The sequence below is a fragment of the Stenotrophomonas sp. MYb238 genome, from assembly GCF_009496535.1.
GTDB lineage: Bacteria > Pseudomonadota > Gammaproteobacteria > Xanthomonadales > Xanthomonadaceae > Stenotrophomonas.
In genome coordinates this window covers 34746-49870 of record NZ_WIDL01000021.1, presented here as the reverse complement: position 1 = coordinate 49870, position 15125 = coordinate 34746, and the positions used below count along the sequence as shown (strand labels likewise).

The window sequence follows — 15125 nt, the reverse complement described above, 5'->3', positions numbered from 1 at the left end:
GCGCGGCCGGGAAGGCGCAACGGAAGGGAGCGATCGCGATGGCATCGGAAGTCGATGCGGCAAACCGGAAGGGAAGGGTCGGCCGTGGCCGTGCGTCGTGCGTATCGGCCGGATGCGGGGGCGGGCTTGGCGATCACTGACTTGGGCGGTCCGCGCAGGCTCCTGCGCCGGGTCGGCGGCTTCGCGCTGGTGCTGGCCTGCCTGGCGGCGGGCATCTGGGGCGGGCTGGCCCTGTGGTTCCAGTTTCCCGGCAATGCCGTCGCCAAGGGCGTGGCGATCCTTGTCTGGTGCGTGCCCTGCATGCTGGCGCTGCGCGTCGGTTTGGCGTGGAAACCGCACTGGCGTTCGTTCGCGGTATTCGCCGCGTGTTTCGTCCTGCTGCTGGGCTGGTGGACGACGATCCGGCCGGCGCAGGACCGGCAGTGGGCCGACGACGTCGCCCAGCCGCTGCATGCCCGCATCGAGGGCGACCGTCTGCTGCTGGACAACGTGCGCGATTTCCACTGGCGCACGGAGGACGACTACGACATCCGCTGGGAACGGCGCGAGTACGACCTGTCGCAGGTGCGTTCGGTCGACCTGATCCTTTCCTACTGGATGGGGCCGGCGATCGCGCACACGCTGGTCTCCTTCGGTTTCGCCGACGGCCGGCAACTGGTGTTCTCGCTGGAGATCCGCAAGGAGCGCGGCGAATCGTTCTCGGCGCTGGGCGGCTTCTTCCGCAGGTTCGAGGCGGTGCTGGTGGCCGCCGACGAGCGCGACATCGTGCAGGTACGCACCAGCGTGCGCGGCGAGGACGTCTACCTGTACCGCCTGCATGGGCTCACCCGTGGCGACATGCGCGAACTGCTGCGCTTCTACGTCGGGCAGGCGCAGGCGCTGGAACGCGCGCCGGCGTTCTACAACACGCTGACCAGCAACTGCACCACGGTGGTCTTCGCGCTGATGCGGCGGATCGTGCCGGCCTTGCCGCTGGACTACCGCCTGCTGCTGTCCGGCTATCTGGCCCGGTACGCGGCCGACGTGGGCGGGCTGACGCCGGGCGTGCCGTACGCGCAGCTGCACGAGCGCGGCCGCATCACCCTGCGCGCGCGCGCGGCGGGCGATACGGACGATTTTTCCCGGCGGATCCGCGAAGGCGTCCCCGGCATTGCCGAGGGAGGCGCTCCATGATGCAGGGACTGCAGGCGCGTCTGCGCCGCTGCCTGGTTCCGCTGTTCGCCGCCTCGCTGCTGCTGTCCAGCGGCTGCGCGATGGTGAAGATCAAGCAGGTCACGCCGGCCGACTACGCGATGCTCAAGCGCGACGACGTGCTCAACAGCGGGCGCCTGAGCGCGCTGTCGCGGGAATCGCTGAGCGTGATCGGCCTGACCCCGGGGCAATGCGCGAAGGACCTGCACGCGTGCCGGCGGACGGTCGCCGACATCGACGGCCTGCCGACCGAGCAGCGGCTGTCCACGCTGGCCGAACTGTGGATGCAGGAAGCGCTGGCCCTGGCCCCGAAGGCCAGGATGGGCGAGCCGGCGGCGCTGTCCGATGCCGCGCTCGATGCCTGGCTGGAAACCGCGCGCTATTCCTACGCCTACCTGTTCTTCAGCGGCCGCACGCCGGCCGAGCGCGCGCTGGAGGACCGGCTCACCCAGGTGCGCGACTACTACAACTACGCGGCCGAACAGACCGCGGCGGTGGTGTTCCAGCAGGTCCGCGCACGCGCGCTGGAAGGCGCCGACTACCGCAGCCCGGTGCAGGTGGGGCGCTGGACCATCCGCTCCGATTTCGACCGGCTGCCGTTGAACGGCATTCCGCGACAGCTGGTGGCGGCGGCCTCGGTGAGCTTCGCCGGCCTGCGCAGCACCTATCGCCGTGACGGCTTCGGTGCCGAACTGGTGGTGGTGATGGACGCGCCCCCGCTGGCGATCCCGGTGGAGGGCGGCAGCGCGGCGGCGTCGTCGCCGGTGTTCAGCGAGATGCCGGCGGTCAACGCCACCGCCCTGCTGCGGTTCGGCGGGACCACGCTGGACGAGGTGCTGGCCACGCGCGACATCGGCCTGGAAGCGTGGCCGGCCGACGCCACCGCCACCCTCCAGCTGCAGGGCCAGCAGGTGCCGCTGGCGGCCAACTTCACCGCGGCCTACGGCGTGTGGATGGCGCAGTCGGGGTTCGCCACCGAGTCGCTGCGGACGTTGTTCGGCCGTGGCGAAGGCATCCGCGAGCCGCACATCTACCTGATGCAGCCCTACGACCCGGACCGCCGCATCATCTTCCTGCTGCACGGCCTGGCCAGCAGCCCGGAGGCCTGGGTCAACCTCGCCAACGAGATCATGGGCGACCCGGAAATGCGCCGGAACTACCAGATATGGTCGGTCTACTACCCGACCAACGCGCCGATCGCGCTGAACCGCTATACGGTTAGCAACGCTTTCAACCAGACGCTGGACCACTTCGATCCGCATCGCAGCGCACCGGCGAGCCACGACATGGTGTTCATCGGCCACAGCATGGGCGGGGTGATCGCGCGGCTGATGCTCAGCGACTCGGGCGACACGTTGTGGAACGGCGCGGTGGAGCGCTTCAACCTGCACGGCGAGCGGCTGCGGCGGGTCGAGGCCCGGCTCGGTCCGCTGGCGCGCTTCTCGCCGCAGCCCGACGTCGGGCGCGCGATCTTCATCGCCTCGCCGCACCGGGGCACCAACATCGCCGGCGACCGCCTCGGCCGCCTGATCGGCAAGCTGGTGCGCCTGCCGCTGACCATCCTGGGCAAGTTCGAGGACGTGTTCTTGGCCATGCAGGACGCCGGCGAGCCCGGCGGCAAGCCCAAGGCGCCGCGCATCGGCAACAGCATCGACAACCTCAAGGCCAGCGACCCGTTCATCCTTGCCTCGTCGGCGCTGCCGATGGCGCCGGGGGTGAAGTACCACTCGATCATCGCCAGGCGCAAGGCGGAAGGAGAACTGGCCGACTCCGACGACGGCCTGGTGCCTTACTGGAGCGCGCACCTGGACAACGTGCTGTCGGAGAAGGTGATCGTCTCCGGGCACAGCGTGCAGGAAACGCCGGAGGCCGTGCTCGAAGTGCGGCGCATCCTGCACGAGGACCTGCGCGCGCACCAGGCCGGCGCGCACCGCTGAAAGACGGTGGCCGCCGGATGCCGGCGGGGTATGGTCCAGCGGTTGCCGCGACGAACGGTCCTCCTGCCCGCGCTCTGTGCCAGGAACGGATCGGCGGTCTCACCGCCCGCGGGAAAGCCGGGCGGCGCGGACAGGGCGCGCGTTACCGGCATCGGATGAAGGGCGACCGTTTCAGCCGTCGCGCGCGAGCTCGCGTCCGCGTCGCGCGGCGGCAGCCACCGCGTCGCCCACCAGCTGGTGGAAGCCGCCGTCGGCCAGCGTTTCCAGCGCGGCCTGGGTGGTGCCGTTGGGCGAGGTGACGGCCTGGCGCAGGGCGCCTGCGCCCTGTCCGCTCTCGGCGAGCATGCGCGCCGCGCCGAGCACGGTCTGCACCACCATCTGCCGCGCGGCATCGTCGGCCAGGCCCTGCGCGCGCGCCGCGTCCTCCATCGCCTCGGCCAGCGCGAATACATAGGCCGGGCCGCTGCCGGATACCGCGGTGACCGCGTCCATCAACGCCTCGTCGTCGATCCAGCGGGTCTGCCCGGCGCCGGCGAGGATGGCCTGCGCGGCCTGGCGGTCGGAATCGCCCACCTCGGCGCCGGCGTACAGCCCGGTCATGCCGGCACCCAGCAGCGCGGGGGTGTTGGGCATGGCGCGGACCAGCACGGCGCCCGCGCCCAGCCAGTCGCGCAGGGCGGCGGTGGTGATGCCGGCGGCGATGGATACCACCAGCGTCCCGGCCGCCAGCCGCGGCGCCAGTTCGGCGCAGACGGCGGCCATCACCTGCGGCTTGACCGCCAGCACCACGACCCGCGCGTCCAGCGCCGCCGCGGCGATCGAGCCGGCGGTGCGCACGCCGTGTTCCTGCTGCAGGGTCTGGCGCAGGGCGACCTGGGGTTCCACGACTTCGATCGCGGCGGCGGGCACGCCGGCCCGGGTCACCCCGGCGATCAGGCTGCGCGCCATGTTGCCCCCGCCGACGAAGGCGATGCCGGAAGGAAGGGGGGAGGTGTCGTGGTTGCCGTTCATGGGAGCCTCGGTTGCGATGTTGGCCAGTGTCCCGGGGGCTTGGCCGAAGGGCCGCCCCGGCCTGCGGACAGTGTAGCCAGCGGGGAGGGCGACGGGCCGCCGGCGGCCGTTTCCGCCCCGCGTCCGCGGCGCCGCACCCGGGGCCGGGGAACCGTTGTGACGCGCTGCCGGCATCCGGCGGACGCGGATCGACCTCTTACGCCGGAGGGCTATACTGCGCGGCAGGGGAAACACCTTCCATCCATCCGCAACCTCGGGGAAACGCAGCGCATGGACATCGCTGAACTTCTGGCGTTCTCGGTCAAGAACAAGGCCTCGGACCTGCACCTGTCCGCCGGCCTGCCGCCGATGATCCGCGTCGACGGCGACGTGCGCCGCATCAACATCCCGGCCCTGGACCACAAGCAGGTCCACGCGCTGGTGTACGACATCATGTCGGACAAGCAGCGCCGCGACTACGAGGAATTCCTCGAGGTCGACTTCTCCTTCGAGATTCCCTCGCTGGCGCGCTTCCGCGTCAACGCGTTCAACCAGAACCGCGGCGCCGGCGCGGTGTTCCGCACCATTCCCTCCGAAGTGCTGACCCTGGAGGACCTGGGCTGCCCGCCGGTGTTCCGCCAGCTGATCGAGCAGCCGCAGGGGTTGATCCTGGTCACCGGCCCGACCGGCTCGGGCAAGTCGACCACGCTGGCGGCGATGGTCGACCACATCAACAAGAACGAATACGGCCACATCCTCACCGTCGAGGACCCGATCGAATTCGTGCACACCCCGCAGAAGTGCCTGATCAACCAGCGCGAGGTGCACCGCGACACGCACGGCTTCAACGAGGCCCTGCGCTCGGCGCTGCGCGAGGACCCGGACTACATCCTGGTCGGCGAACTGCGCGACCTGGAAACCATCCGCCTGGCGCTGACCGCCGCGGAAACCGGCCACCTGGTGTTCGGCACCCTGCATACCAGTTCGGCGGCCAAGACCATCGACCGCATCATCGACGTGTTCCCGGCCGGCGAGAAGCCGATGGTGCGCTCGATGCTGTCCGAGTCGCTGCGCGCGGTGATCTCCCAGGCGCTGCTGAAGAAGGTCGGCGGCGGCCGCATCGCCTCGCACGAGATCATGGTGGCCACTCCCGCGATCCGCAACCTGATCCGCGAGGACAAGGTCGCGCAGATGTACTCGGCGATCCAGACCGGCCAGCAGGTGGGCATGCAGACGCTCGACCAGAACCTGCAGGACCTGGTCAAGCGCAGCCTGATCACCCGCAATCAGGCCCGCGAGTACGCCAAGGACCGCCGCCTGTTCGAATAAGGCAGGACGCTGGCGCGGGCGACCGCGTCGCCGTCGCGCCGGCGAAGGCGTACAGTCCGTACCGGCAGCGCCGTCATCCGGGGGGAGGGCGGCGCCGGCATGCAGATCAAGGTTCCACAGGAGCCCATCATGAGCACCATCGATTTCACCTCGTTCCTCAAGCTGATGGCGCACCAGAAGGCGTCGGACCTGTTCATCACCGCCGGCATGCCGCCGTCGATGAAGGTGCACGGGCGGATCAGCCCGATCACGCAGACGCCGCTGACCCCGCAGCAGAGCCGCGACATGGTGCTCAACGTGATGACGCCGGCGCAGCGCGAGGAGTTCGAGAAGACCCACGAGTGCAACTTCGCCATCGGCCTGTCCGGCGTGGGCCGCTTCCGCGTCAGCTGCTTCTACCAGCGCAACCAGGTCGGCATGGTGCTGCGCCGGATCGAGACGCGCATCCCGACGGTGGAGGAACTGAACCTGCCGCCGGTGATCAAGACGCTGGCCATGACCAAGCGCGGCATCATCCTGTTCGTCGGCGCCACCGGCACCGGCAAGTCGACCTCGCTGGCGGCGATGATCGGCTACCGCAACCAGAACTCGACCGGGCACATCATCACCATCGAGGACCCGATCGAATTCGTGCACAAGCACGAGGGCTGCATCATCACCCAGCGCGAGGTCGGCATCGACACCGACAGCTGGGAGGCGGCGCTGAAGAACACCCTGCGCCAGGCGCCGGACGTGATCATGATCGGCGAGGTCCGCACCCGCGAGGGCATGGACCACGCCATCGCCTTCGCCGAGACCGGCCACCTGGTATTGGCCACGCTGCACGCCAACAACGCCAACCAGGCGATGGACCGCATCATCAACTTCTTCCCGGAAGACCGCCGCGGCCAACTGCTGATGGACCTCTCGCTCAACCTCAAGGGCGTGGTCGCGCAGCAGCTGGTGCCGACGCCCGACGGCAAGGGCCGCCGCGTGGCGATGGAGATCCTGCTGGGCACGCCGCTGGTGCAGGACTACATCCGCGACGGCGAGATCCACAAGCTCAAGGAGCTGATGAAGGAATCGGTGCAGCTGGGCATGAAGACCTTCGACCAGAGCCTGTTCGAGCTGTACCAGGCCGGCGAGATCAGCTACGACGACGCGCTGCGCCATGCCGATTCGCAGAACGAGGTGCGCCTGCGCATCAAGCTCTCGCAGGGCGGCGATGCCAAGACCCTGTCGCAGGGGCTGGACGGGGTGGAGATCGCCGGTACGCGCTGAGCCGCGGGGCTCCGTGCCCGCGGGCGACTGCGCTCCCTGAAGGGGTAGGCGGGCGGTCGACTGCCGGCCACTGGATAATCGACGCGGCTTCCTGCCCTGGATGTGGCGCTCCTTATGCGCCGTCGTCCGTGGCGGGAAGCCGCGTTGCTTTTTCACCACGTGCTGCTTCCACCACGTGCCGCGGTTCCGGATTTCCCGCCTCGCACCACGCGGTGCGGAAACTGATTCTTCCGTAGATCCCGATCTGCGGTGTTGCCGATCGAGAGTATGCGTGAGTGTGATGCGGTCACTCCACGGCTAGAGTCCGTGGAGTGACGGCGGTCGGCGCGTCTTTACCGTTCTCATCTCAACTGCTGGAAACCGCGAAACGGCGGAACGTAAGCCAGGCGCTTCGCTCGACGGCACCGTAAGACGACAGTTGTAATTTCGTGAAATTTTCATGAAAATGTGATGCATACAGGAATTGTGCTGTGGGGAATGGCACGGTTTCGCAAGGGGGCTTCCGATTTTTCGTAGGACGCGCTGCTGCCGGACGGTAGTGGCGCGGGTTCGTGCGCGGGAGTGGGCGTTTCGTGTCTCCGTGGTCCTTTGGCGGCGGATGGCGGCACGGTTTGAAGAGGGGGCGTGATGGTTCCAGTGTCTGGAGAGGTTGCCCGGGCCGCGTTTGCCGGCCTGCCGGGCACGCTGTTCGCGCGTGCTTCGCGCCGGTGGTGCCTGGCCCTGTCCCTGTTCCTGTTGTGCCTGTCTGGCGTGGCCTCTGCCGGACCGGCGGGCAAAACTCCTCCCGCTGCCGCTTCGAACCTGCCGGCGCGCAAGGCGGGGCTGTGGGAGGTGACGCTGTCGGCGCATGCCCCGCAGGGCCCGGGCAGTGCGAGGCAGCCCGATGTGACGGTGCAGCAATGCACCAGTCCCGCCGCCGAGCCGGTCATGCTGCTCGCGCTGCTGCCGGGGCAGGAAAACTGCAGCGCAACGCGCGTGGCCAGGCGCGCCGGGCCGGGCGGAGGCCATGAGATCGCCACGACCTGCAGTACGCACGGCAGCCCTGTCCAGGGGCGCATGGAGCTGTGGGGCGACCTGCAGTCGGTCTACGGCGGAACGTTCAGCGTCAGGTTCCCGCAGGCCCCCCAGGAAAACGTGGGCCCGGTGCCGTTCCAGGGCCGCTGGCTGGGAAGCTGCAGGCCGGGCCAGCGCGCCGGCGACATGGTCCTGCCCAACGGCGTCACGGTGAACGTGGTGGACGACGCCGCACGCGTCCAGGAACACGCCCATTGAACGACATCACACCTTCCGGCTCCCGCATCGCGGGAGTGTCCGGACGCGGCCACGTGGCCGCTTCTCCAATCCACACGCTGCATTCGAATCACGGGTACCGCCCATGAAGGCTTCAGATCATTCCGTCGTCAACGCAGGACAGGCCATGCCTGAGGCAAGGGCGCCGCGGCATCGGCGCGCCGGCTTCATGGACTGGCGGCGCCGCATCGGCGGGGCGTTTGCCGCGCTGGGCCTGGTGTCCCTGCTGTCGGTCGCGCCGGTCGCACAGGCGCAGATCAAGAACGGCGGTTTCGAGACCCGCACGTTCGCCGACTGGACGCTGAAGGACTACACGCGCAACGCCATGCTCGATGGCGGAGCGGGGCAGCCCAACAGCGACGGTCCGCATAACCTGCTGTTCGTCGCCCCCACCCAGTTCAGCCAGTTGAAGCTGGACTATGCCAACAACCAGATCACCAACGGCGGCGCGAACCAGAACGCGACCTACCGCTCGGAAATCCTGACGACCGCGGGAACGGCGGCCAATACCGGCGGCATCGTCAGGTATCCGTTCGCCGGTTCGGCTTCGGCGCGCCTGGGCTCCGACGGAGGCTTCAAAGCCACCACGCTCGAGCAGACCGCCACGATGTCGCTTTCCGACGTCGATCCGGTCGACGGCAAGGTGCACATCCGCTTCGCCATGGCGCCGGTGCTGTACGACGCCGGGCACAACGCCTGGCGGCAGCCGTTCTTCTTCGTCGAGGTCATCAACAGGAGCAAGGGCAATGCCCGGCTCTTCACTACCTTCAACTTCGCCAACCAGGCCGGCATCCCGTGGACGAAGGTCGGCAGCTACCGCTCGACCAACTGGCAGGGCTTCGACATCGCGCCGGGCAACGGCCAGCTGGATCCGGGCGACGTGGTGGAACTGCGGGTGGTGGTGTCCAACTGCGCCGATGGCGGCTCCAGCCATACGGCCCAGATCTACATGGACGTGTTCGGCTCCAAGATGCCGGGCCTGAGCGTGGCCGCCACCGGCCCCTCCACCACCAAGCCCGGCGAGCAGGTCACCTATACCTACAGCTACACCAACAACAGCGGCGTCTACGCGCTGGATTCGCGGGTACGCCTGGCGGCGCCGGTCACCGTGGACGGCAAGTACCTGACCTTCGTGCCCGGCTCGTACCCGGCCTCGTGCAGCAGCGTCCAGAGCGGCGTTCCGCCGCGTGCCGATTACATCGATTGCCCGGTGGGCGACCTGGTCAACGGCGCCGGCGGCAGTTTCCCGGTCACGTTCACCGTGCCGGCCGATGCGGCCACCAGCGGTCCCAACAACGTCATCAACAACGGCGACTACGACATCCGCGCCAGCTCGGTGAGCCCGTACATCGGCCCGCTGGTAAGGACCAACATCGTCGGCGGCACCACCCTGGTCGATCTGGGCATCGCCATCGACAACGGCGGCGTGCCGTCGCACGCGGTGGGAGGGGCCGTCACCTACACGGTGACGGTGACCAACAATGGTCCGGTCGACGTCGCGGGCGCGCTCATCAAGCAGACCGTGCTGAGCGGCGTGACCAACGCCGCGGGGGCCACCTGGACCTGCGCCGGCGCGGGCACGGCCACCTGCGGTGCCGCCAGCGGCAGCGGGTTGCTGGATACCGTGGGCGACCTGCCGGTGGGCCAGAGCCTGGTCTACACCATCACCACGTTGAACGCGCAGGCCGCCGGTACCCCGGTCGTCACCGTCGTCACCGTGGCCGCGCCGGCCGGCATGACCGACAGCGTGGCTTCCAACAACACCGCCGGATTGAGCACGCCGGTCAGTGCTGCCCAGCAGACGCTGACGGTGAACACCGACGGCCTGGGCATCGGCGCGGTGAACGCGGTGCCCGCCGCGGCGGCCTGCGCATCGGCCGCCGTCCCGGCGGCAAGCTGCAGCGTGCGGCAGTTCGGCCAGAACGAGGACGTCTACCTGACGGCGGTCCCCGGTGCGGGAACCCTCTTCAAGGGATGGACGGGGCAGTGCGCCGCCGTCACCGGAAACGAATGCCACGTGAACATGGGGACCGCCGACAAGAACGTCACGGCGGAGTTCGTCCGCGCCTGGGTGGTGACGCCCACCGTCATCGGCGGCACCTGGAGCGGGCAGCCGCAGGTGGAAGAGGGGCAGACCGGCGTCTTCACCATCATTCCCCCGTCGCCCGGCGCGGTGGCGACGCTGACCATCGCGACCTGCGGCGGTACGCTGACCGGGCCGGTCGCGGGCAACTACACCTTCACCACCGATGCGATGCACGCCGACTGCGCGTTCACGGTGTCGTTCCCGGCGCCGCAGCTGCAGGTCGAGAAGAGCGCCTCGGTGACCAGCGCCGCGATCGGCGCCAGCTATACCTACACCGTCAAGGTCACCAACATCGGCAGCGTGGCCACCACCGACGTGACCACGATGGCCGACATGATTCCGGTCGGCCTGGGCAACATCTCGGTGGCGGTAACCCCGGCGGTGGCCGGCACCAGTTGCGCCGCCGTGGTCGGCCAGTTGGTGAGCTGCACCATCGGTGCCGGCCTGCCGGCGCTTGAAAGCCGCACCTTCACCATCACCGTCAGGCCGACGGCCACCGCCACCGCGAACAACACCGCCACGGTGAGCGGCGGTGGCGACACCGCCTGTCCCGCGGCCACGCCCTGCCGCAGCAACACCGTGTCCACCTCGCTCGGCAGCCTGCCGGATCTGGCCATCGCCAAGAGTGCGTCGGTGGCCACGGCGGTGGGCGGGGTGGCGTTCGACTACACCCTCACCGTGACCAATTCCGGCACGGGCCCGACGACGGCCGCTGCGACGGTGACCGACGTGATCCCCGATGGCCTGACGATCGGCAGCCTGCCGGCTGCCTGCGCGGTGGACCCGGCCGGCAGCCAGACCGTGGTCTGCACCGTCGCCACCGGTCTGTCCAGCGTGGCGCCGGGCAACACAGCGGCCTTCGTGATTCCGGTGACGCCGACCGCCGCGGCTGCCGCCAGCGTCAGCAATACCGCCACCGTGAGCGGCGGCGGCGACCCGGATTGCGCGGCCGGCTGCGCCAGCCCGGCGGTAGTGACCGCCATCACCGCGCCGAAGCTGGCGATCGCCAAGAGCGGGCCGGCGAGCGCGGTCGTGGGTGTGCCGTTCGACTACACCCTCACCGTGAGCAACACCGGCACGGCCGACACGACGGCCGCCGCGACGGTCACCGACGAGGTGCCGGCGGGCCTGGACATCAACACCGCGACCGGCTGCGCCATCAGTGGCCAGACGGTGACGTGCACGGTTCCGGCAGGGCTGACGGCCGCGGTTCCGGCGGACTTCACCATCAACGTGACGCCGACGGTTGCCGCCGGCGGCAGCGTGAGCAACACCGCGCGCGTGGGCGGCGGTGGCGATCCGGCCTGCACCCTGCTGGCGCCGTGCAGCAGCAACGCGACGCCGACCACGATCACCGCGCCTGCGCTGACGCTCGCCAAGAGCGGCCCGGCGAGCGCGATCGTGGGCGTGCCGTTCGATTACGTTATCACCGTGAGCAACACCGGAACGGCGGACGCCACGGCCGATGCGACGGTCACCGACGAGGTGCCCGCGGGCCTGGTGATCAATTCGGCGGCCGGTTGCAACATCAGCGGCCAGACGGTGACCTGCGTCGTGGCCCAGGCCAGCCTGGTGGTGAACGGCACGGCGACGATCACGATCAACGTGTCGCCGATCGTCCATGGCAGCAATGCGCTGAACACGGCCCGCGTGGCGGGCGCCGGCGATCCGGCCTGCCCGGTGGGCGCGCCCTGCGCCAGTGCGCCGGTGACGACCGCGCTCATCGCGCAGAACCCGGTGCTGGACCTGCTCAAGAGCGCGACCTCGCCGACGGGCTACGGCGCCGGCGAGACCCTTGCCTATACCTTCACCCTGACCAACGCCGGCAACGTGGCGCTGACCGGCATCGCGCTGAACGATCCGCTGCTGGGCGGTCCGGTGGCCTGCCCGGCCACCACGCTGGCGGTGGGAGCATCCATGACTTGCGGTCCGCGGATCTACGCCCTGACCCAGGCGAACGTGGATGCCGGCGTGCTGGTCAATACCGCCAGCGCCAGCGGCCTGCCGCCGTCCCCGGCGCCCGGCGTCCCGCCGACGGCCGTGACCGGGAGCAGCAGCACCAGCACCCCGATCACCCATTCGCTGGACCAGACGCTGGTCAAGGCGGTGACGGCCGACAGCAACGGCGGCGACGCGGCCGTGGGCGATGTGCTGACCTATACGGTGACGCTCACCAACCGCAGCAACACCACGTTGCTGGACGTGGAGGTCAGCGATGCGCTGATCACGCCGCATAGCGTCGTCTGCGCCAGCGTGGCGCCCGGCGCGACCTGCCAGCTGGTGGGCAGCTATACGGTGGCCCAGGCCGATGCCGACGCCGGCCAGATCCGCAACACCGCGCGTGCGGGCGGCCCGCTGTGCCCGGCTGGCACCGTGGACCCGCGCTGCACGACGACGATCACCACGCCGGTGGTGTCGCTGCGCGCCAACGACGACACCGCCACGACCAAGGTCGGCACGCCGGTGGCCACGCCGGTGCTGGGCAACGATGTCCACACCGGCGGGGCGATCGATCCGGCCAGCGTGACGGTGACCACGCCCTCGCCGGACGGTACCGTCGGCATCGACCCGGCGACGGGGACGATCACCTTCATCCCGGCTCCCGGTTTCTCGGGTACCACCCGCTATTCCTACCAGGTGTGCCTGGCCGCCCCCAACGCGACGGTGTGCGACACCGCCACGGTGACGGTGTCGGTGACCCTGCTGGTGATCGTGGCGGAAGACGATGCGCTGCCGGCGGTGGATGGCAGCGCCGGCGCGACCTCCGTGGGCAATGTCTACGGCAATGACACCATCGACGGCATGCCGGTCGATCCGTCGAAGATCACCGGCACGGTGACTGCGCCGGCCCGGCCGGTCAACGGCGGCCCGGTGCCGATGCTGGATCCGGTCACGGGCGAAGTGAGCGTGCCGCCGGGAACGCCGGCGGGCGAGTACACCATCGGCTACCGGATCTGCGAGGTGCTGTATCCGGGCAACTGCGCCGAAGCGAGCGTGACGCTGACGGTGACCGCACCGGCGTTCGAGCCGGTGGGCGATACCTCCGAGCCGCTTTCCGGCGATGGCGGCGGCACCACGCCGAGCGTGCTGGAAAGGCACACGCTGGGCGGCCGTCCGATCCGTCCGGGCGAAGTCACGGTGACGCCGGGCGTACCGTCGCACCCGGGGCTGAAGATGAACCCGGATGGCACGATCCGCATCGGGACCTCGATCCCGACCGGTACCTATACCTATCCGTACACGATCTGCGAGGTGTTGAACCCCACCAACTGCATTTCGGCCACGGCGACCGTGATCGTCGCCGGCCAGGTGCAGCTGCGCGTGACCAAGACCGCCGGCATGCGTGAGGTGCGGCTGGGCGATCTGGTGCGCTACACCCTGACCGTGGAGAACAGCGGCAACGTCGGTCTGGCCGGCGGCAGTATCGTCGACACGCCACCGGCGGGCTTGAGCTACGTGGAAGGCTCGCTGTTGGCCGAGGATGCGGACAACGCCGCCACCGTGGCCGGCCAGCATCCGCTGCGCTTCGACGGCGTGGATGTCCCGGCCGGCGGCAAGGCGCGGCTGGTGTACCTGATGCGGGTGGGGGCGGGCGTGCGCGCCGGCACCCTGGTGAACCAGGCGCAGGCGCGCTCGCCCGAGGGCGAGCCGCTGTCCAACGTGGCCACGGCCGAGGTGACCCTGGCGTCCGATGCGCTGCTGGACGACAGCCTGGTGTTCGGCACGGTCTTCAACGACCGCGACGGCGACGGCTGGCAGGACAGCGCCATGCTCACCGGCGTGGCGGTCCAGGGCGGCTTCGCGCCGGACGCCTACGTGGCCCATTCCACCACCGTGGACCGCGGCGCCGGCATGCAGCCGGAGGCGGACGCCAGTTCGCCGCTGCTGCATGGCATCGCGGTGGGGCCGATCGGTGGGCGCCAGTCCGAAGCCGATCCCGCCGCGGCCCGCCAGGTGGTGATCCGCCAGCGCCTGCGGGAACTGGCATTCACCGACGACTTCGTGCTGACCAGCGACCAGGGCGTGACCGTGCGCATGGACCGCGCGGGCGCGACCACGGTCGAGAAGCGCGGCGAAGCGGCCAAGGGCATGAACGCCGCGGCCCCGATCGTCGAGCGCCGCATCGCCCGTGGCGAGAACGACTACGTGGTGGACTACGTGATCGGCAATGCCGGCATCGACGAGCGCGGCATTCCCGGCGTGCGCATCGCGTCGGTGGAAGGCCTGCTGATCGAAACCGACCAGCATGGCCGTTACCACCTGGCCGGCATGCCCGGCGGTGCGTGGGAGCGCGGCCGCAACGTCATCCTGAAGGTCGATCCGTCCACCTTGCCGGTCGGTGCGGAGTTCAGCACCGACAACCCGCTGCTGCGCCGGGTCACCCCGGGCATGCCGGTCCGCTTCGACTGGGGCGTGAAGCTGCCGGCGCCGCCGGCCGAGACCGGCGCACGCCAGGTGGAGCTGGAAATGGGCGAAGTGTTCTTCGCCCCCGGCAGCGCCGAGGTACCGGCGCGTTATCTGCCGGTGGTGGAGGCCATGGCCGCGAAGGTGCGCGAGCACCCCGGCGTGGAGGTGGTGATCCAGGCCGATGCCACGACCGAGGCGCTGGCGTTCGAGCGCGCCGCGGCCGTCAAGGCCGCCCTGCTGGCGCAGTTGGATGCCACTGCGGCGAAGGGACTGAGCGTCGTAGCGCGGGCGAAGGTGGACGACGCCGCATCGCTGGTGGCGGGCATGGATGGCGATGGCGTGCTGCTGGGAACCGTGCTGTTCGACACCGGGAAATCGGCGATCCGGCCCGAATTCGGACCGCTGCTGGACAAGGTGGCCGCCGCGCTGGAACGGCTGGGGGGCGGCCGCGTCTCGATCGTCGGGCATACCGACGTACGCGGCTCGGACGCCTACAACACGGCCCTGGGCCTGGACCGCGCCAAGGCCGTGTCCGATGCGCTGGGCAAGCGCCTGGGAGCGCAAGCGCGAAGCAGGCTACGGGTGGACATCGCAGACGTTCCGGCCGCGCCGGTTGGCGTGCGGAAGTGAGGGGG

7 protein-coding genes are annotated in these 15125 nt (G+C 69.8%); 6 read left to right on the top strand and 1 reads right to left on the bottom strand.

Translation table 11 applies throughout. The features are described 5' to 3' along the window. Positions 1 to 162: 162 nt before the first annotated feature. Both CQ393_RS13935 and CQ393_RS13930 read left to right on the top strand, forming a co-directional pair. Positions 163 to 1173 (top strand): DUF4105 domain-containing protein, encoded by a 1011-nt coding sequence (locus tag CQ393_RS13935; protein WP_228114570.1) that lies wholly within the window; start codon positions 163 to 165, stop codon positions 1171 to 1173. Then, the gene (locus CQ393_RS13930; protein WP_153192250.1) at positions 1170 to 3128 is read left to right on the top strand and encodes an alpha/beta fold hydrolase; all 1959 of its coding nucleotides are present in this window, start codon (positions 1170 to 1172) and stop codon (positions 3126 to 3128) included. The genes CQ393_RS13935 and CQ393_RS13930 overlap by 4 nt, the downstream gene beginning before the upstream one ends. A gap of 171 nt (positions 3129 to 3299) precedes the next feature. On the opposite strand, the gene proC is transcribed toward CQ393_RS13930, so the two are convergent. Then, a complete protein-coding gene (gene proC, locus CQ393_RS13925; RefSeq protein ID WP_153192248.1) occupies positions 3300 to 4139 on the bottom strand; it encodes a pyrroline-5-carboxylate reductase in 840 nt (279 codons plus the stop codon). A 270-nt stretch (positions 4140 to 4409) separates the two neighbouring features. Here proC and CQ393_RS13920 point away from each other — a divergent pair, with 270 nt between their 5' ends. From CQ393_RS13920 to CQ393_RS13905, 4 genes are all read left to right on the top strand, one after another. Further along, on the top strand, positions 4410 to 5447 hold the full coding sequence (locus tag CQ393_RS13920) for a type IV pilus twitching motility protein PilT (RefSeq protein ID WP_153192246.1): 1038 nt from the start codon (positions 4410 to 4412) through the stop codon (positions 5445 to 5447). Between the two features lie 129 nt (positions 5448 to 5576). Beyond that, complete coding sequence (locus CQ393_RS13915) at positions 5577 to 6707, top strand: PilT/PilU family type 4a pilus ATPase (protein ID WP_153192244.1); 1131 nt, start codon at positions 5577 to 5579, stop codon at positions 6705 to 6707. Between the two features lie 627 nt (positions 6708 to 7334). Next, complete coding sequence (locus CQ393_RS13910; protein WP_153192242.1) at positions 7335 to 7979, top strand: DUF3617 family protein; 645 nt, start codon at positions 7335 to 7337, stop codon at positions 7977 to 7979. A gap of 145 nt (positions 7980 to 8124) precedes the next feature. After that, positions 8125 to 15120 (top strand): OmpA family protein, encoded by a 6996-nt coding sequence (locus tag CQ393_RS13905; RefSeq protein ID WP_153192240.1) that lies wholly within the window; start codon positions 8125 to 8127, stop codon positions 15118 to 15120. Positions 15121 to 15125: the final 5 nt, after the last annotated feature.

Coding starts and splice junctions, on each gene's coding strand:
- CQ393_RS13915 (WP_153192244.1), top strand. CDS start 5,577: ATGAGCACCATCGATTTCACCTCGTTCCTCAAGCTGATGGCGCACCAG.
- CQ393_RS13920 (WP_153192246.1), top strand. CDS start 4,410: ATGGACATCGCTGAACTTCTGGCGTTCTCGGTCAAGAACAAGGCCTCG.
- proC (WP_153192248.1), bottom strand. CDS start 4,139: ATGAACGGCAACCACGACACCTCCCCCCTTCCTTCCGGCATCGCCTTC.
- CQ393_RS13930 (WP_153192250.1), top strand. CDS start 1,170: ATGATGCAGGGACTGCAGGCGCGTCTGCGCCGCTGCCTGGTTCCGCTG.
- CQ393_RS13910 (WP_153192242.1), top strand. CDS start 7,335: ATGGTTCCAGTGTCTGGAGAGGTTGCCCGGGCCGCGTTTGCCGGCCTG.
- CQ393_RS13905 (WP_153192240.1), top strand. CDS start 8,125: ATGCCTGAGGCAAGGGCGCCGCGGCATCGGCGCGCCGGCTTCATGGAC.